The organism is Microbacterium tenebrionis, assembly GCF_903645325.1.
Classification (GTDB): Bacteria; Actinomycetota; Actinomycetes; order Actinomycetales; family Microbacteriaceae; genus Microbacterium; species Microbacterium tenebrionis.
Genome location: NZ_CAHJXQ010000010.1, coordinates 82,869 through 99,860, shown reverse-complemented (window position 1 = coordinate 99,860; position 16,992 = coordinate 82,869). Strand labels below are relative to the sequence as shown.

At 70.1% G+C, this 16,992-nt stretch carries 18 protein-coding genes and 1 pseudogene; 4 read left to right on the top strand and 15 right to left on the bottom strand.

Going from position 1 to position 16,992, the window contains the following annotated elements; genetic code table 11:
* Positions 1 to 735: pseudogene (locus HWX58_RS12750) on the bottom strand (glycosyl transferase); the annotation flags it as partial.
* A gap of 171 nt (positions 736 to 906) precedes the next feature.
* On the opposite strand from HWX58_RS12750, the gene HWX58_RS12745 reads away from it, so the two are divergent.
* Positions 907 to 1,956: an AI-2E family transporter gene (locus HWX58_RS12745; protein WP_175988293.1), complete on the top strand. Its 1,050-nt coding sequence runs from the start codon at positions 907 to 909 to the stop codon at positions 1,954 to 1,956.
* A 15-nt stretch (positions 1,957 to 1,971) separates the two neighbouring features.
* Here the strand turns inward: HWX58_RS12745 and HWX58_RS12740 are convergent, their stop codons facing one another.
* The 9 genes from HWX58_RS12740 to rpsB all read right to left on the bottom strand — a co-directional run bounded on the left by HWX58_RS12740 (position 1,972) and on the right by rpsB (position 8,069).
* On the bottom strand, positions 1,972 to 2,118 hold the full coding sequence (locus HWX58_RS12740; protein ID WP_175988291.1) for a hypothetical protein: 147 nt from the start codon (positions 2,116 to 2,118) through the stop codon (positions 1,972 to 1,974).
* Complete coding sequence (locus HWX58_RS12735; RefSeq protein WP_175988289.1) at positions 2,115 to 2,402, bottom strand: Rv1322 family protein; 288 nt, start codon at positions 2,400 to 2,402, stop codon at positions 2,115 to 2,117. Before HWX58_RS12735 ends, HWX58_RS12740 begins: the two co-directional genes overlap by 4 nt.
* Before the next feature lie 9 nt (positions 2,403 to 2,411).
* Positions 2,412 to 3,077 carry an aggregation-promoting factor C-terminal-like domain-containing protein gene (locus HWX58_RS12730; protein ID WP_250646235.1) on the bottom strand — a complete coding sequence of 222 codons (666 nt, stop codon included), beginning with the start codon at positions 3,075 to 3,077 and terminating at the stop codon, positions 2,412 to 2,414.
* 82 nt (positions 3,078 to 3,159) lie between these two features.
* Entirely contained in the window at positions 3,160 to 3,759 is a 600-nt protein-coding gene (locus HWX58_RS12725; RefSeq protein ID WP_372456267.1) for a DivIVA domain-containing protein, read from the bottom strand.
* Positions 3,741 to 4,865 carry a phosphatidate cytidylyltransferase gene (locus tag HWX58_RS12720; protein ID WP_175988287.1) on the bottom strand — a complete coding sequence of 375 codons (1,125 nt, stop codon included), beginning with the start codon at positions 4,863 to 4,865 and terminating at the stop codon, positions 3,741 to 3,743. The genes HWX58_RS12725 and HWX58_RS12720 overlap by 19 nt, the downstream gene beginning before the upstream one ends.
* 4 nt (positions 4,866 to 4,869) lie before the next feature.
* Positions 4,870 to 5,424, bottom strand: coding sequence for a ribosome recycling factor (gene frr / locus HWX58_RS12715; protein ID WP_175988285.1), 555 nt, complete (start codon positions 5,422 to 5,424; stop codon positions 4,870 to 4,872).
* 70 nt (positions 5,425 to 5,494) lie between these two features.
* Positions 5,495 to 6,211, bottom strand: coding sequence for a UMP kinase (gene pyrH, locus HWX58_RS12710; protein WP_175988283.1), 717 nt, complete (start codon positions 6,209 to 6,211; stop codon positions 5,495 to 5,497).
* 93 nt (positions 6,212 to 6,304) lie between these two features.
* Complete coding sequence (gene tsf, locus HWX58_RS12705; protein WP_175988281.1) at positions 6,305 to 7,132, bottom strand: translation elongation factor Ts; 828 nt, start codon at positions 7,130 to 7,132, stop codon at positions 6,305 to 6,307.
* A gap of 40 nt (positions 7,133 to 7,172) precedes the next feature.
* Entirely contained in the window at positions 7,173 to 8,069 is an 897-nt protein-coding gene (rpsB, locus tag HWX58_RS12700; RefSeq protein ID WP_175988279.1) for a 30S ribosomal protein S2, read from the bottom strand.
* 376 nt (positions 8,070 to 8,445) lie between these two features.
* Here rpsB and HWX58_RS12695 point away from each other — a divergent pair, with 376 nt between their 5' ends.
* Positions 8,446 to 8,937 (top strand): murein hydrolase activator EnvC family protein, encoded by a 492-nt coding sequence (locus tag HWX58_RS12695; RefSeq protein ID WP_227530878.1) that lies wholly within the window; start codon positions 8,446 to 8,448, stop codon positions 8,935 to 8,937.
* A gap of 3 nt (positions 8,938 to 8,940) precedes the next feature.
* Here the strand turns inward: HWX58_RS12695 and HWX58_RS12690 are convergent, their stop codons facing one another.
* Both HWX58_RS12690 and HWX58_RS12685 read right to left on the bottom strand, forming a co-directional pair.
* A complete protein-coding gene (locus tag HWX58_RS12690; RefSeq protein ID WP_175988317.1) occupies positions 8,941 to 9,843 on the bottom strand; it encodes a tyrosine-type recombinase/integrase in 903 nt (300 codons plus the stop codon).
* Positions 9,844 to 10,501: 658 nt separating this feature from the next.
* On the bottom strand, positions 10,502 to 11,605 hold the full coding sequence (locus HWX58_RS12685) for a phosphotransferase family protein (RefSeq protein ID WP_175988274.1): 1,104 nt from the start codon (positions 11,603 to 11,605) through the stop codon (positions 10,502 to 10,504).
* Between the two features lie 91 nt (positions 11,606 to 11,696).
* Between HWX58_RS12685 and HWX58_RS12680 the strand changes: the two genes are divergently transcribed.
* Positions 11,697 to 13,229, top strand: coding sequence for a sensor histidine kinase (locus tag HWX58_RS12680; RefSeq protein ID WP_175988272.1), 1,533 nt, complete (start codon positions 11,697 to 11,699; stop codon positions 13,227 to 13,229).
* A gap of 2 nt (positions 13,230 to 13,231) precedes the next feature.
* On the top strand, positions 13,232 to 13,888 hold the full coding sequence (locus tag HWX58_RS12675) for a response regulator transcription factor (RefSeq protein ID WP_175988270.1): 657 nt from the start codon (positions 13,232 to 13,234) through the stop codon (positions 13,886 to 13,888).
* 14 nt (positions 13,889 to 13,902) lie between these two features.
* Here HWX58_RS12675 and dprA read toward each other — a convergent pair whose 3' ends face one another.
* The 3 genes from dprA to HWX58_RS12660 are packed head-to-tail and all read right to left on the bottom strand — an operon-like array spanning position 13,903 to position 16,945.
* Positions 13,903 to 15,060 (bottom strand): DNA-processing protein DprA, encoded by a 1,158-nt coding sequence (gene dprA, locus HWX58_RS12670; protein ID WP_175988268.1) that lies wholly within the window; start codon positions 15,058 to 15,060, stop codon positions 13,903 to 13,905.
* Positions 15,057 to 16,586, bottom strand: coding sequence for a YifB family Mg chelatase-like AAA ATPase (locus HWX58_RS12665; RefSeq protein WP_175988266.1), 1,530 nt, complete (start codon positions 16,584 to 16,586; stop codon positions 15,057 to 15,059). The genes dprA and HWX58_RS12665 overlap by 4 nt, the downstream gene beginning before the upstream one ends.
* On the bottom strand, positions 16,583 to 16,945 hold the full coding sequence (locus HWX58_RS12660; protein WP_175988264.1) for a YraN family protein: 363 nt from the start codon (positions 16,943 to 16,945) through the stop codon (positions 16,583 to 16,585). Before HWX58_RS12660 ends, HWX58_RS12665 begins: the two co-directional genes overlap by 4 nt.
* Positions 16,946 to 16,992 lie beyond the last annotated feature (47 nt).

The window sequence follows — 16,992 nt, the reverse complement described above, 5'->3', positions numbered from 1 at the left end:
CTTCGGCTCCTCGAGCGCCTCACGCACCGGTGCCGGTTCCACCGAGAGGTCGATCGGCTCGGTCACGGGCAGGGGCCCCGGGCCCTTGCGGCGCGGGCCACGACCGCGGCGCTGATGACGGATCGCGAGCACGTAGAGCACGAGACCGACCAGCAGCACGATGCCGCCGGCGGTGATCAGCGGCCCGACCAGCGGGGTCGAGCGGTCTACGGGCCAGGACACCATGATGTCGGACGGCGCGGGCTCTGTGCCGTCCTTCGCGATCAGGATGCTCATGCCCTCGGGCAGCTGCATGTCGGTGATCAGCTGATCGGATTCACTGAACGAGTCCAGCCACAGGTCGGATCCGGCGGGGTTGCGCCCCGTCTGCTCGGTCTCGCCCTCGGCCGGCTCGCCTTCCTCGGGCTGCACCGCGGGCTCGACGACCGTGCTCGTCGGTTCGCCGTCGGTGTCCAGATCGATCGCCGTGTATGTCGCGTCCGAGAGCCACGCCTGCATGTCGGCCGTGCGCCCGTAGGCGGCGAAGAGATCGCCGTCACCGCGGACGAGCAGCGTCTGCTGGCCCGGGTTCGCGCGCAGTACGGCGCCGTCGACCAGCACGAACGGGGTCGAGTCCTCGACGCTCAGCTCGACCTGTTGGGCTGCGGGGCCCATGAAGATCGTTCGCTGAGCGATGCCCGCTCCGATGAGAAGCGTGGCCAGGACGAAGGCCACGACGGCCCAGACGAAACGCACGAAAAAGTCTCCTTACGCAACACGGACTCCCAGTCCGCGTCACCGCTCGACGTTTCAGACTATCGAAACTGCCTGAGTGTTGACTACGAGGGGCGCCTGGGCCTCGGCACGTCGCCGTTCGGGTGGCCGGTCGGCCGACTAGCCTGAGAGCAGTCATCCGGAGGAGAGCAGATGAAACTCCACAATCCGTTCCGCACCGCGCTGGTCGCGACGCTCGGCGTCGGCCTCGGCATCCTGCTGATCGGCAGCATCGAGTCGCTGTCGACCGTGCTCCTGTACGTGGGCACCGCGCTGTTCATCAGCCTGGGCCTTGACCCGGTCATCTCGTTCCTCGAGCGCCGCAGACTCCCCCGCTGGCTAGCCGTCCTCATCACCCTCGTCCTCGTCCTCGGCGTCTTCGCGGGAATCGTCCTCATCGTGCTGCCGGTGCTCGTCTCGCAGGTCATGCAGCTCATCGAGCAGATCACGCTGCTCGTGAGCCGGCCGACCTTCCTCACGGACGTCGAGGACTGGATCACGGGGCTCTTCCCGAATCTCGACATCGAGCGCGTGCTGACCGAGGCCCAGGACTGGCTGATCGCCAATCTCGGCGACATCACCGGCGGCGTCATCAACGCGAGCGTCTCGATCGTCGGCGGACTGTTCGGCGCGTTCATCGTGCTCATCCTGACGATCTACCTGACCGCATCCACTCCGTCGCTCAAGCGCTCCGTCTACCAGCTCGTCCCCGCCTCGAAGCGGCCCCGATTCATCGACCTGGCCGAGCAGATCACGGACTCGGTCGGCTACTACGTCATGGGTCAGGTCACGCTCGGCGTGATCAACGGCATCCTCAGCGCGATCTACCTCAACATCATCGGCGCCCCGTTCGCCGCCGTGCTCGCCGTCATCGCCTTCTTCTTCTCGCTCATCCCGCTCGTGGGAACGCTGACCGGCTCGACGATCATCGTGCTGGTGTGCCTGATCCCCGGCCTGGGCTCCCCCGCGACCGCCCTCGCCGCCGGGATCTACTACCTCATCTACATGCAGATCGAGGCATACGTCATCTCTCCGCGCATCATGAGTCGTGCGGTCTCGGTGCCCGGCGCAGTCGTCGTCGTCGCCGCCCTCGCCGGCGGATCGCTGCTCGGCCTACTGGGCGCGCTGATCGCGATCCCGGTCGCCGCGAGCATCCTGATCATCTACCGCCAGGTGCTCATCCCGCGGATGAACGAGCGCTGACGCCGGCCTGGCCCGTCAGGCCCGTCGGGCCGGCCACTCCGTCGGCAGAGGGAGAGCGCCGGGGTTCACTGCAGAGATGATCTCGGTGAGCACGAGACGGCTCAGCTCGGTGTCCTCTCGATGCGCGGGAAGCTCCAGCGGTCCGCGGATCTGCATCGTCACGCCGCACGCCAGCAGTGGGTGTGCCAGTGACGGCGGGCAGCGAGGTCCGCGGCATCCCCCAGCACGCCGTCGGCGCGCCACACGACCTGGTGCGGCGTTCCCGGCGTGATCGCCCGGTGACAGCCGGGGCAGGTGTACTCCTTCACGGCTTGCCGGCCGGAGACCGGCTGCACGGTCCACTGCTGGCCCCGCCGCACCTCGGTGCGCTTCCACCCGGCCAGAAGCCGTTGGAAGGAGTCGTCAGTATCCTGGCGCTCCGGACGCCGTCGGTTCGAGCGGGGCATGGCCGGACATTACCACCAGTGATTGGCGGTCCAGAACGCGTACGCGTTCGCCCAGCTGCCGTAGCGGCCGGTCGCATATCCGTTGCCCCAGCGGAGGTTGTCGACGGGGTCGTAGCCGTTGCCGGGGACCTTGCTGCAGGGCAGAGCCTGGACGAGGCCGCAGGCACCGGAGGACGCATTCGTCGCGTTCGGGTTCCAGCCGCTCTCCTTGGAGACGATGTAGTCGACATAGCCCCAGTCGCTCGATGCGATACCCGCAGCGGCCATCCACTCGGCCGGGGCGCCGCCGCCGGTGTAGAAGACAGGGCCCGGCGCGTTGGATGACGACTGCGTCGACGTCGACGTCGACGTCGACGCGGCCGCGGGTGCCGGCTTCGGCTGGGGCTTGGGCTTCACGTACACCTCGAAGCTGCCGCGCTCGACGGGGGCGATGGTCGCGCCTTGGACGGTGACGGTCAGATCCTGGGTGTCCTCGACCGCGAGCGAGAACGCCGTCGTGGTGTCGGCCTCGGACTGCTCGGCCAGCGCCATACCGGTCGGTGCGATGACGGCTGCCGCCATGGCGACGACGCCGAATCCAGCGAGGGCGCCGGTGATGCCGCGCCTGCGGATCCAGGAGCGCTTGGTGGTGGCCGGGAGCTTCGGGTGCTGCCGACGCGACCTGCGCGGAGGCACCGCTGACGGGGTCGATCTCAGTACCGGGAGTCACAATGGAATCGATTCTAGCGCGAGCTGCCTGAGTTCACCATGAGAGCGCTCACCGGACGGCGAGCATGACCTCGATGGCGGCGTCCAGCAGGGCGTCGACCTGCTCCTCGCGGTAGCCGTGCCGCTGCATGCGGAACGCCGCCGACCGCAGTTGCTCCACGCTCAGCGCGTCACCGTCGCGCAGGAAGCGGACGATGCGGTTCGCCACGTGGTCGACCTCGTCGACGCGGTACCCGAACGACAGGAATCCTGCGCGGGCGAAGCGCTGGCGGCGGGGCCGTGCGAGATGGTCGAGGATGACCTGCGCCTCTGCACGCGCGCGCAGAACCCACTCCTCGGCACGGCCGTCGCGGATCGCCTCCTCGCGTCGGCGCGCGGCGAAGGCGTCCTCGATGCGCCCGAGTGCGGCATCGACATCGCCGATCGCGTACCCGCCCTTGACCAGGGGGAACGATGCGATGCGCACGTCCTCGGCCGAGAGTTCGCCGGAGTCGGACTCGAAGCTCTCCCTGGCCGCGGCCAGGAACGTGTCGACGGCTGCACGATGGTAGCCGCGCTCGCGCCCGGTGGCGATGCGGAAGGACGACGCACCCGCGGTCTGCGTGTCCGTCTGCTTCACGGCATCCGTCGTCATGCGAGCACCGCCCATGGGGAGAAGAGGAAGTACAGGATCACGGCGGGCACCGTCGAGGGCAGGATGCTGTCGACCCGATCGAGGATGCCACCGTGCCCGGGAAGCCAGGAGCTCATGTCCTTGATACCGATATCGCGCTTGATCATCGATTCGCCGAGGTCGCCGACCGTCGCCGAGACGAGGATGGCGACGCCGAAGACGAGACCGGCCCACCAGGGCAGATCGAGCATGAACAACGCGAGGAGCACGCCGGCGGCAGCGGCGGCGATCACTGCACCGCCGAAGCCCTCCCAGGTCTTCTTCGGGCTGATCCGCGGCGCCATCGGGTGGCGGCCGAAGGCGAGGCCGGCCGCATACGCGCCGGTGTCGGACGCGACGGCGACGACGATGAACGCCAGCACCCACCACTGTCCGCCGTCCTGACGCAGCAGCATCAGGGCGAGACTGGTGAGGAACGGCACGTAGATCTGCACGAAACCGCCGACGAGGGCGTCCGTGAGGACGTCGCCGTAGGTGCGGCCGTCCTTGACGATCATCTGCGCGACGAGGCGCCACACGATCACGAACGCCACCGCGAACAGGAGCGTCACCCAGCTGAGCCAGGCGGGCGCGAAGTAGCCGGCCAGCATCAGAAGGACACCCGCCGCGACCTGGGGGACGATGTCGACGCGGCGCTGCGCGTTGCGCAGCGCGCGGGACAGCTCGAAGATCCCGAGGACGGCGACCGCCAGGGCGATGACGAGGAAGAGCTCCTTGACGAACAGCAAAGACCCCAGCAGCACGGCGCCGAAGGCGAGGCCGACGAGGATCGCGAGAACGAGGTCGCGACCCGTGCGCGCCTTGATGCGCTCGTTCGCCTGATCCAGGTGCTCTCTGGCCTGATGCGCACGGATCTCGAAGTCCCCGCGCGCCTGGCGCAGCTGCTCGCGCATCGCCGAGCCGGTTTCCGTCGAGACGTCCCCAGGCTTCGGAAGCGGCGGGCGCGGCGGAATGACCGACTCATGGCTCGGCGCGCTCTGCGGCTGCGGAGCCGCCTCCGGGGTCACATCAGGGGTCGCCGCATCGCGGGCCTCTCGCCGCGTCAGCGGCTGCCCTTCGGCGTCTCCGACCTGATCGTCCATGCGCTCAGACCTCGAGGAGCTCGGTCTCTTTGCGCTTGAGGGCGTCATCGATGAGGTCCACGTGCTGACGCGTGAGAGCGTCGAGCTCCTTCTCACCGCGCGAGACTTCGTCCTCGCCGACCTCGTCCTTCAGCGCATCGAGCTCGTCCTTGGACTTGCGACGGATGCCGCGTACGCGCACCTTCGCATCCTCGCCCTTGGTGCGCACGAGCTTCACGTATTCCTTGCGGCGCTCCTCGGTCAGCTCCGGCATCGTGACGCGCACGATGTTGCCGTCGTTGGTGGGGTTCGCGCCGAGGTTCGGCATGTCGCGGATGGCCTGCTCGATCGCCTTGAGCGCCGACTTGTCGTACGGCGTGATGATGAGCGAGCGCGCCTCGGGGTTCGCGAGCGAGGCGAGCTGAGCGAGCGGCGTGGGCGAGCCGTAGTAGTCGACCATCACCTTCTGGAACAGCTGCGGGTTCGCGCGCCCCGTGCGCACGGTGGCGAAGTCCTCCTTCGCGGCCTCGACGGCGCGCGACATGCGAGTGGTGGTTTCAGCGAGGACGTCCGCGATCACGGTGGCTCCTATCATCAGGGGGTTCGTGCAATTCTATCCGGGTGCGGCCTTCGCACCCTGGCAAGCGGCGTCACGCGGTGACGAGCGTGCCGATCTGCTCGCCGAGCAGGGCGCGGGTGACGTTGCCTGCCGGCTCCATGCCGAACACGCGCATGTCCATGCCGTTGTCCATGCAGAGGCTGAAGGCGGTCGAGTCGACGACCTTGAGGCCCTGCTGCAGCGCATCGCGGTATGTCACGGTGTCGATGCGGGTCGCCGAGGCGTCCTTGTTCGGGTCGGCGGTGTAGATGGCGTCGACGCCGTTCTTGGCCACGAGGACCTCGTGCGCACCGATCTCCAGGGCACGCTGGGCGGCGACGGTGTCCGTGGAGAAGTACGGAAGACCCGCACCCGCACCGAAGATGACGACGCGGCTCTTTTCCATGTGGCGCTCCGCGCGCAGCGGGATGTACGGCTCGGCGACCTGAGTCATCGAGATCGCCGACTGCACACGAGTGGGGGCACCTGCCTGCTCGAGGAAGTCCTGCAGGGCGAGGGCATTCATGACGGTGCCGAGCATGCCCATGTAGTCGGCACGCCCGCGGTCCATGCCGCGCTGGCTGAGCTCTGCGCCACGGAAGAAGTTGCCCCCGCCGACGACGACGGCGATCTCGACCTGGTCGACGGCCGCGGCGATGTCGCGCGCGATCTGACCGACGACGTTGGGGTTCACCCCGAGCTGACCGCCGCCGAAAGCCTCTCCGGAGAGTTTGAGAAGGACGCGGCGGCGTCCGGTGCGTTCAGTCATGGGTGGATGTCCTCTCGTCACGATTCAAGATAGTGCCTTCTGGGCACGAAGAAGGGGTTCGGACCCTGGTGGATCCGAACCCCTTGAGAACTGCTACGCGCCGACCTTGAACCGCGCGAAGTCCGTCACGGTGATCCCGGCGTCCTTCGCCACCTGGGCGACGGAGAGCTTGTTGTCCTTCGCGTAGTCCTGCTCGAGCAGGGCGACCTGCTTGATGAACGCGGACACGCGGCCCTCGACGATCTTCGGCAGGGCGGCCTCGGGCTTGCCCTCGTTGCGCGAGATCTCGGTGACGATCTCGCGCTCCTTCTCGACGGCCTCGGCCGGAACGTCCTCGCGGCTCAGGTACGACGGGTTGGCGAACGAGACGTGCTGCGCGATGCTGCGCGCGGTCGCCGCGTCGTCACCCGTGTAGGCCACGACGACGCCGATCTGCGGGGGCAGGTCCTTGCTCGTGCGGTGCATGTACACCTCGAGAGCGTCACCGGTGACGGTGCGCACCTGGCGCAGCTCGATCTTCTCGCCGATGATCGCCGCCTCGTCCGAGATCAGCTCGCCGACGGTCTGGGCGCCGGCGGAAGCCGCAAGCGCGTCCTCGACCGAGTCCGCCTTCACGGCGGCGACGGCGTCGGCGACCTTGTCGGCGAGGGCGATGAAGCGCTCGTTCTTCGCGACGAAGTCCGTCTCGCAGGCCAGCTCGATGAGCGTGACGCTGCCGTCCTGCTCGCGCGAGACGACCAGGCCCTCGCTGGTGGAACGGTCAGCGCGCTTGGCGTTGCCCTTCGCACCCTTCAGACGCAGGATCTCGGTGGCCTTCTCGACGTCGCCGTCGGCCTCCTCGAGCGCCTTCTTCGTGTCGACCATTCCGGTGCCGAGCTGCTCACGCAGCGCCTTGATGTCGGCGATGGTGAAGTTGGCCATGTGTGGTGGCTCCTTGCCTCGTTAGGTGTGTGTACGCGGATTACTTGGCGTCAGCGGCCTCGGCCGGAGCCTCGGTCTCCGGTGCGGCCTCAGCGGCGGGTGCCTCCTCGGCGGCCGGCTCAGCGGCGGCCGGCTCAGCGGCGGCCGGCTCAGCGGCGGCTTCCTCAGCAGCGGCGCCCTCGGCGGGAGCCTCGAGAAGCTCCTTCTCCCACTCGGCCAGCGGCTCGGCGTCGCCCGACTCGGGGTTGTGCTTCTGCTGCAGGCCCTCGGCGGCGGCGTCGGCGATGATGCGCGTCAGCAGCGACACCGAGCGGATCGCGTCGTCGTTGCCGGGGATCGGGTACTGGAAGTCGTCCGGGTCGGCGTTGGTGTCGAGGATGCCGATCACCGGGATGCCGAGCTTCTTGGCCTCGTCGATCGCGAGGTGCTCGCGCTTGGCGTCGACGACCCACAGGGCCGACGGCGTCTTGGTGAGGTTGCGGATGCCGCCGAGCGACTTGTGCAGCTTGTCGAGCTCGCGCTTCTTGAGCAGGAGCTCCTTCTTCGTGAAGCCGGAGGCCGCGGGGTTCTCGTAGTCGAGCTCCTCGAGCTCCTTCATGCGCGCCAGGCGCTTGGCGATCGTCTGGAAGTTCGTGAGGAGGCCGCCGAGCCAGCGCTGGTTGACGTAGGGCTGGCCGACACGGGTCGCCTGCTCGGCGAGGATCTCCTGCGCCTGCTTCTTGGTGCCGACGAAGAGGATCGTGCCACCGCGGGCGACCGTCTCCTTGACGAAGTCGTAGGCGGCGTCGATGTAGCCGAGCGACTGCTGCAGGTCGATGATGTGGATGCCGCTGCGCTCGGTGAGGATGAAGCGCTTGACCTTCGGGTTCCACCGGCGGGTCTGGTGTCCGAAGTGAACGCCGCTGTCGAGCAGCTGGCGAATGGTGACCACAGCCATGGTCTTCTCCTGGTTCTGACGCTTGCGCGTCCTTGAGGTTGTTCTCGCCGGTCAGGCGACCGGTGATCCTGGTGCCCGGCACACGCCCACCCGCTCTGGAGAGCGGGACCTGAGGGAGTGGATGCCGCGACCGGTGTCCGTGAGGACGGTGATCGCTTTGGGCACGCGTAGTCACCCCGAAAATCGAGGTGCGACCTCAAGTGTACAGGATCGGAGCCTTCCCACCGGCGCTGCACAGGCGCCGATTCCCACGGGTTCTTCACGGTTCGCGACCACCCCTCCGGCGGGGCGCGCGCCGACGTCGGATCATGGACGGATGCCGACATCGAATCGCAGCCGACGCCGTCGGAGCCGGACCCGGCGACCCGCTCTCGTCGTGGCACTCGTCGCCGCGCTTCTGACGCTGCCGCCGCCCGCCTTCGCAGCCGACGCACCGTCGCCCGCTCCGGCGTGGTCGTGGCCGACGGCGGGTGCGCGTGAGGTGGTCGAACCGTTCCGCGCGCCCGCTCACGACTACGGGCCAGGACACCGCGGCATCGACATCCGAGCGGGTCAGGGTGCCACGGTCACAGCGCCCGAGGACGGCGTCGTCGCGTTCCGCGGAGTCGTCGTGGATCGTCCCCTGCTGACGATCGATCACGGCGAGGGCTATGTGAGCACGTTCGAGCCGCTCGCGTCCGACCTCGCTCCGGGTGCTGTCGTCCGTGCCGGTGACGAGATCGGCACGGTCGCCGTCGGCGGGCATGCGCCAGCGGGGACGCTGCACGTCGGCGTGCGCCTGAACGACGTGTACATCAATCCGATGCTGCTGTTCGGCGGGGTTCCGCGCGCGGTGCTGCTCCCCTGCTGCGCGTCCCCTCCGCGCTGAGCGTCAGGCGCGCGGGTGCGCCAGGCGATAGGTCGCGGCGAGGCGCTCGGACGAGACGTGCGTGTAGATCTGCGTCGTCCCCAGGCTCGCATGCCCGAGGATCTCCTGCACCGCGCGCAGATCGGCACCGCCGTCGAGCAGGTGGGTGGCAGCGGAGTGGCGCAGCGCGTGCGGCCCGACGGCATCCGAACCGATGATCGGACCCAGGGCGGCCGCGACGAGCGCGTACACGGCGCGCGGCCCGATCCGCCCGCCACGGATGCCGAGGAAGACGGCGGGAGACGTCGTCGCGGCTCGCGCGATCAGCGCCGCACGACCCCGCGTGAGGTACGCGCCGATCGCGGCGGCCGCGGGCGTGCCGAACGGGACGACGCGCTCCTTGGAGCCCTTGCCCCACACGCGTGCCGTGCCACGGTCGAGGTCGAGGTCGTCCACATCGAGCCCGCACAGCTCGGACACCCGCATCCCCGAGCCGTAGAGCAGTTCGAGCATCGCGTGATCGCGCAGAGCGACGGGATCGCCGCCCGCCGCGCTGCGGGCGCGTTCGTCGAGCATGTCGCGCAGGCCTTCCTTCGAGGCCACCGGCGGCAGCGTCCGGCCGCGCTTGGGAGCGATCAGACGCAGCGCCGGATCGACGACGATGAGTTCCTCGTCCTTCGCCCAGGCGAAGAACGAGCGTGCCGCTGCTGCACGACGCGCGAGCGTCGAGCGGGCGTCGCCGCGCTGCGTGGCACGCCAGAGCCAATCCCGGAGCGCTTCGAGGTCGACCTCGCACAGTGGCACCGCGCCGACGGCGCCAGCCAGATCACGCAGATCGGAACGGTACGCGCGCACCGTCGCAGCGGACAGGCGACGCACCTGCTCGAGGTGCGTCGTGAACGCGTCTGCGGCGGACGGAAGATCCATGGATACAGCTTGCCGCGTCCCGCAGGCCCGGCGCAGATGCCCCGCCGACACGCAGCCGCCCGGCGTGGGACCGGGGCGGCTGCGCCTGGGGCTGGATCGCTGGGGAGGCGACCCGTAGGAGGCTTTGTTCAGTCGGATGCCGCGCTGGCGACGGACGCGGCGCTCGGAGCCGAAGCGGGGCTCGGGGCGGAAGCAGGGCCCGGGCGGGCGCGGGAGCCGGTGCTGGGGCGGACGGCGCGCTGGCGACGCTCTGCGGGCTGGGGCGCTCTGCGGAGTCGGCGCGCTCTGCGGCGTGGGGGCCGACTGCGGCGTAGCCGCGGACTGGACCGTGGCTGCCGAGGGGGTGCTCACGACCGTCACCGACGAGTTCGTCTCGCGCATCTGGATCGCCTTGCCGGTGAGGACGCCGCCGCTGTTGGTGATCGCCCCTCCGGGAACGACGGTGCCGTCGGTGGTCCTGAGGTCCATCGTTTCCGCTGCGGCGGCGCTGCCGCCGGCGACGACCCCGAGACCTGCGAGTCCGGTGATGCCGTAGACGATCCACTTCTTGCTGTTCATGTCATCTCCTGTCTGTGCGCCGGCGTCGCGGCTTCGGTGAGGATGTATCCATCGTCCGCGTCGCCGCTAAGGGCATTCGAAACCGTCCATGAGAGCGTTCTTAGCCGTGTGGAGCCGACGGACGGCCACCGTTCACGATCGCGGAGGCCGCGGCGGTCAAGCCCCTCGCGTACGCCTGGTCGCCGCGTTCGGCAGCGGAGATGATGTGTCCGGCGAGATGGACCACAACGAGGCCGCGCACGCGCGCGGTGCCCCAGCGTTCCGCGGCGAGATCGGCGAGCTCCCATGCCCGCGACTGCGCCGGACCGCGTGTGAGGAGGGCGCTCGCGGTCGCGTGCGAGAGGAAGGCGGCGGGATCCTCCGCCGGGTCGCCGACCGCGAGCGTGTCGATGTCGATCATGCCGCTGATGAGGCCCGCGTCGAGAAACAGCTGCCCGAAGTGCAGATCTCCGTGGACCACTGCCGGCGCCGCCGCCTGCTCGGACTCGATCAGGCCTCGTGCGGCAGTCAGGAGCGCCTGGGTCCCGTCATCCGCGCGTTCGGCGTACCAGTCCAGACGCGCCGCGATCCCGGGGGCCGCGTGCGTCCACTCCACTTGCGCGAGAAGCGCGCGCAGGTGCTCGACCCGGTCGATGAGATCGGCGGGGTCCCACTCCACGTCCTGCGCGGGGGTGCCGGACGCCTGCGCCATGACGATCAATCCGTCGCCCGACCACGCGTGCAGAGGCGGCACGGGCAACCCGCTCCTCTCCGCAGCGGCGTGCGCGCGGACGATCCGGTCCACGCGCGATGGTCTGACCACCTTCAGCCAGACCCGCGCCGCACCCGAGCCGATACGCAGGACCGCCCGCCGCCCGGGCCGGTAGGCGACGATCTCGGGCCGCGCGTCCGTGTGGATCCCCAGCCGAGCCAGCAGGGTCTGCGCGGCCGAGTCGAACGCGACGGGTGCGAGCGCGGGAAGGTGCGGGTCGGCGGGGTGCTGCCAGATGCGCACTGCTCCCGCGTCCTCGCTCGAGCGCAGCCCCGTCTCGGCGGGGACCTCGAGCCCGGAGGTGTCGACGTAGTACGGCGCCGGCTCGTCAGCGACCTGGAGTCCGGTCACCGAGCCCGCGCCGAGCGGCTCGCGGGAGTGGAACCCGATCGTGTCGGCGGGGACCGCGAGCGCGGATGCGAGCATCGACACGTCTGAGTCCGGCTTTCCCATCCTTCGATCGAAGCACGTCGCGGGCGCCGGGCGGATGAGATCTCTCTTAGTGAAACGACGTCGGCGCGCCCGGATCGGGATACTGGGTGCTGTGAGCGAATCGGATGCCGGCAGCGTGCGCCGCCGCCGGCGGTGGCCGGCGATCTCGGTGCGCACCCGGATCGTCGCCGCCATCACGCTCGTTGCGGCGGTCGGGCCGCTCGCCGTGGGTCTGTCAGTGTACTTCGTCGAGCGGCAGGTGATCCTCGAACAGGTCGACGCCCGCCTGCACGACAACCTCGACTCGGCCCGCTTCATCGTCGGCGAAGGGGACGAGGGCGCCGCGTGGTCCTCGTCGTCGGCCGCACTCGCCGCCGTCGTGCAGCGCATGAGCCCGGACGACAACACCGGTGCCATGGGCATGACCGCGGGGGTCATCACCACGGTGCCCGGCATCCAGCTCGACCTCGATCTGCAGGATGCCGCGGAGTTCGCCGCCCATGTCGATCGCCTTCTCTCCGGCGAGCAGCCGCTTATCGGCACATACGCCGAGGACGGCTCGACATGGCGCTATCTCGCGGCCCCCATCATCGTGGAGGGCTCCCCCGATCCCGCCGAGGTCGTGTTCGTGCTCGTCTACGACCTCGAGGCCGAGCTCGCCGAGATCAACGACTCGGCGGTCATGTTCCTGTGGGCCTCGGCGATCGCCCTCATCGTCATCGCGGCGACGGGATCGATCGTCGCGACCCGCCTGCTCCGGCCGCTGCGCCAGATGCGTCAGACCGCCGAACGGATCTCGGCGCAGTCCCTCAACGAACGGCTCCCCGTCGACGGGAACGACGACGTCGCGGAACTCTCCGAGACCATGAACGACATGCTTGATCGGATCGACGCTGCGCTCGAATCGCAACGGCAGCTGCTCAGCGACGTCGGCCATGAACTGAAGACGCCGATCACGATCGTGCGCGGGCATCTCGAGGTGATGGACCCCGCCGATGCGGAGGACGCCACGCAGACCCGCGACCTCGCCGTCGACGAGCTCGAGCGGATGGGACGCCTGGTGCAGGATCTCGCCTCGGCCGCCGCGCTGCACGGTCCGAGCCCGGTGCAACTCCAGCCCGTCGACGCCGCCGAGCTGCTGACCCAGATCGTGCGGAAGGCGCAGGGCATCGACGGTGCGAACGTGACGCTCGGACCCGTCGCCGGACGCACGGCGATGCTGGATCCGGCACGGATCACGCAGGCGATGCTCCAACTCGCCCAGAACGCCGTGACGCACGGCGGCGGGAGGATCGCGCTGGGCAGTGCGGCCGTCGCCGACACGGTGGAGCTGTGGGTGCGCGATCACGGACCCGGAGTGGCTGACGAGGCGAAGTCGCAGGTGTTCGAGCGGTTCCAGCGCGGCACGGAGGCGCAGGTCCGCAGCGGCAGCGGGCTGGGTCTGCACATCGTGCAGGTGATCACCAGGGCGCATCACGGGGCCGTCCGCGTCGAGGACGCCCCCGGCGGTGGAGCGCTCTTCATCCTCAGCGTGCCCGCGCCCCCGGCGGTGCTGCCGCCGCAGGACCTGGCAGGTGACGTGGTGATCCCGCCTCGCCCGCCGCTCCCCCATGACAACGAGACCTCGAGTGCCGGGGGACGATGACCGTGGCATCCATTCTGATCGCCGACGACGAGCCGCGCATCTCGGGGTTCATCGAGAAGGGACTGCGCGCAGCGGGGTTCGCGACACGGGTCGCCGCGACCGGGCCCGACGCGCTGGAGCTCGCGCAGACGGACGAGTTCGACCTGCTCGTGCTCGACGTGAACCTTCCCGGGTTCGACGGCTTCGAGGTGCTCGAGCGGTTGCGGGGCTCGGGGTCGAGGCTCCCGGTGATCATGCTGACGGCCAGGGTCGAACTGCATGACACGATCGCCGGGCTCGAGGGCGGCGCGGACGACTACCTCGGTAAGCCGTTCCGCTTCGACGAGCTGCTCGCCCGCATCCGGATCCGGATGCGCCGGGAGGAGCAGGTCGCCACGGGCGATCTGTCGCACGGGGAGCTGCACCTCGACATCCGCACGCGCAGGGCCAGAGTCGGCGATCACGCCGTGGAGCTCTCGGCACGTGAGTTCGCGCTCGCGGAAGAGCTCATCCGGCATGCCGGGCAGGTCCTGAGCCGCGAGCAACTCCTGAGCCGAGTGTGGGGCTACGACTTCGACCCCGGCTCGAACGTCGCCGACGTGTACATCGGGTATCTGCGGCAGAAGATCGGCGCCGAGCGGATCGAGACCGTCCGCGGGGTCGGATACCGTCTGAGCTGACCGCCCGCCGCTGATCAGGTGCGCGCACGTCGCCACCCGTTCTCCTCCTGCTCCACGGTGCCTTCGAGGCTGAGCGTCCCGAGCAGCGCGCGGGTGCGTTCGACGGACAGGCCGGACAGACGCGCGAGCTCGACCGGCGGATGCGCCGTACGGGTGCTCAACGCGTCGAGCAGCCGGATCTTCTCCGGGTCCGTCCTGTCGGTGTCGGCAGTCGGCGCAGCGTCGATCCCGAGCATCTCGCGGACCTCGGCGGCATTGGTGACGCACACCGCGTCGTACTCGCGCATGAGCCGGTGGCAGCCGGCCGACGCCGCGCTCGTCACGGGCCCGGGGACGGCCCCGAGGGGCCGGCCGAGCGATGAGGCGTGTCCGGCGGTGTTGAGCGAGCCGCTGCGCCACCCGGCCTCGACGACGACCGTCGCCGCGCCGAGGGCGGCGATGAGCCTGTTGCGAGCCAGAAACCGGAACTTCGTCGGAGCGGCACCGCACGGCAACTCGCTGAGGACCGCCCCGGACGAGCGGATGCGTTCGAACAGCTGCTGGTGGCCTGCCGGGTATGCGCGATCGACGCCGCCGGCGAGGAACGCCACGGTCGCTCCCCCGGCGCCGAGCGATGCCCGGTGCGCGGATCCGTCGATCCCGTACGCTCCGCCGGAGACCACCATCGTGCCGCCCGCCGCGAGATCGCCCGCGAGCTCCGCCGCGACGGAGTCGCCGTACGCCGTCGCGGCGCGGGCACCGACGATCGCGACCCGACTCGTGGCGGCCAGATGCGACGCCTCGCCGCGAACCCACAGCATTGTCGGGGCATGGTCGCCGAGATCGTCGACGGCGGACGGCCAATCCGCATCACCCGGAAGCAGAACCCGCGCGCCGACCTCCGCAGCTCCCCGCAGGGCATCGCGGACGGCGCGCGGATGCGCCCGCGGCATCCACCGGCGCCGCCCGTCGTGCACCGCCTTTTCCGCCAGTCCGAAGCTCTCGTCGGACAGCCCGAACCGCAGCGCCTCCGGCGCACCCAACTGGGCGATGAGAGCTCCTGCGACACCGTCTCCCGGTTCGGCGATCACGCTCCAGGCGGCCCGCGCCAGCGTCTGGGCGGGCTCGTCGCCCGGCCGCGCGCTCTCCGCAGCGCGACGGATCTCCCGGTCGTTCATCAGCGCATCGATCATGCGATCAGTCCTCTCTTCAGGAACAGCGCCCGCCCGAGCTCGTCGCCGCCCGGGGCATCCACGCCGGCGAGGTCCGCCATGGTCCAGGCGAGACGCAGCACTCGGTCGTAGCCGCGCAGGGTGAGCTGACCGCGCTCGAGCGCACGATCCAGCGGCGCCCGGACAGCAGGAGCGAGCCTCCGGTCGCCCTGGCGCAGCCATGCGCCGGCGACCTCGGCGTTCAGGCGCCACGGCGTCCCCGCCCATCGCTCGGCCGCTCGGCCACGCGCTGCGGCCACCTGTGCGGCGGCCTGTGCGCTGGTGATGCCCGCTCGATCCACCGAGGTCGCCCTGGATGCCGCGACGCGGGCGACCTGGAGGTCGATGTCGATGCGGTCCCGGAGCGGCCCGGACAGACGTGCCCCGTACCGGCGTATCGCCACAGGCGGGCAGATGCACTCCGCGCCGCGGACGCCGTAGTTGCCGCACGGGCACGGGTTGGTCGCCAGCACGAGCTGGAAGCGCGCGGGGAACCGGGCGCGGAATCCTGCACGATCGATCTCGATCGCCCCGGATTCGAGAGGTTGCCGCAGTGCGTCCAGGGCCACGCGCGAGAACTCGGCCGCCTCATCGAGGAACAGCACGCCGCGATGCGCTCGCACGATGGCGCCGGGACGGACGGCGCGCGATCCGCCGCCCACGAGCGCCGCTACCGACGCCGAATGGTGCGGCGCCTCCAGCGGCGGCAGGTCGTCGAGCGTGTTCACGACCGCTCCGGAGAGGGAACGGACGGCGGCGACCTCGAGCGCCTCCTCCTGCGTGAGCGGCGGCAGGATGCCGGGCAGCCGGCGCGCGAGCATCGTCTTGCCTGCGCCGGGCGGGCCGCTCATCAGCAGGTGATGCCCACCGGCCGCGGCGGCGATCAGAGCTTCGACCGCCTCCTCCTGTCCGACGACGTCCGCGAGGTCGAGCGGATCCGCCGCCGGCGCCGGCGAGATCTCGGCTCCGACGGGTTCTACCTCGGCGACCGCGAGATCGGCGCCGTGCCACATCGCGACCTCGGCGAGCGTGGTGGCCGCCTGCACCTGCATACCCGGCACCAGGCGCGCCTCCGCCTCATTGGCGTGCGGCACGATCACCCGGTCGAAGCCCGCCCTCGACGCCGCGAACACAGCCGGCAGGACGCCGGGGACGGGCCTGACCCGCCCGTCGAGACCGAGCTCGCCGATGTGCACGGTCCGCGCGATGGATGCGGCATCCAGCACTCCACCCGTCGCCACCGCTGAGACGGCGATGCCGAGGTCGAATCCACTGCCGTGCTTGGGCAGGCTGGCGGGCGAGAGGTTCACGGTGAGGCGGCGACGAGTGAGCTCGAGCTGCGCGTTCGTGACCGCGTTGTGCACGCGCTGCGCCGCCTCGCCCAGCGCCTTGTCGGGCAGCCCGACGATCTTGAACCCCGGCGTCTGATTCGACACGTCCGCCTCGATCTCGACGAGGTGGCCGTCGACGCCGGTGAGCGCCACGGCCCACGTGCGCGCCGTCTTCATCGCAGATCCATCAGGTGCTCGAGCACCGCGTCCACCGGGTCGGGACCGACGATGCCGATGACCTCGAGCCGCAGCATCCGGTTCCCGGCCAACTCGGGGTGCGTCCGGCACCAGGCGTACCCGAGCCGCCACAGCCGCTCGCGCTTGCGGTCGTCGACGGCATCGAAGGGGTGGCCGAACGCGATGCTGCGCCGAGTCTTGACTTCGACGACGCAGATCGTTCCTGCGGTCTCCGCCACGATGTCGATCTCGCCCTGGGAGCACCGCCAGTTGCGGTCGAGCACGCGATAGCCGTGCGTGCTCAGATGGAGTGCGGCACGGTCCTCACCGGCTCGTCCGAAGTCGTCTTTCGCTGCCATGCCGACAGCTTGCAGTCAGCAGGCCGTGCCGCGGACCCCGGATCGCA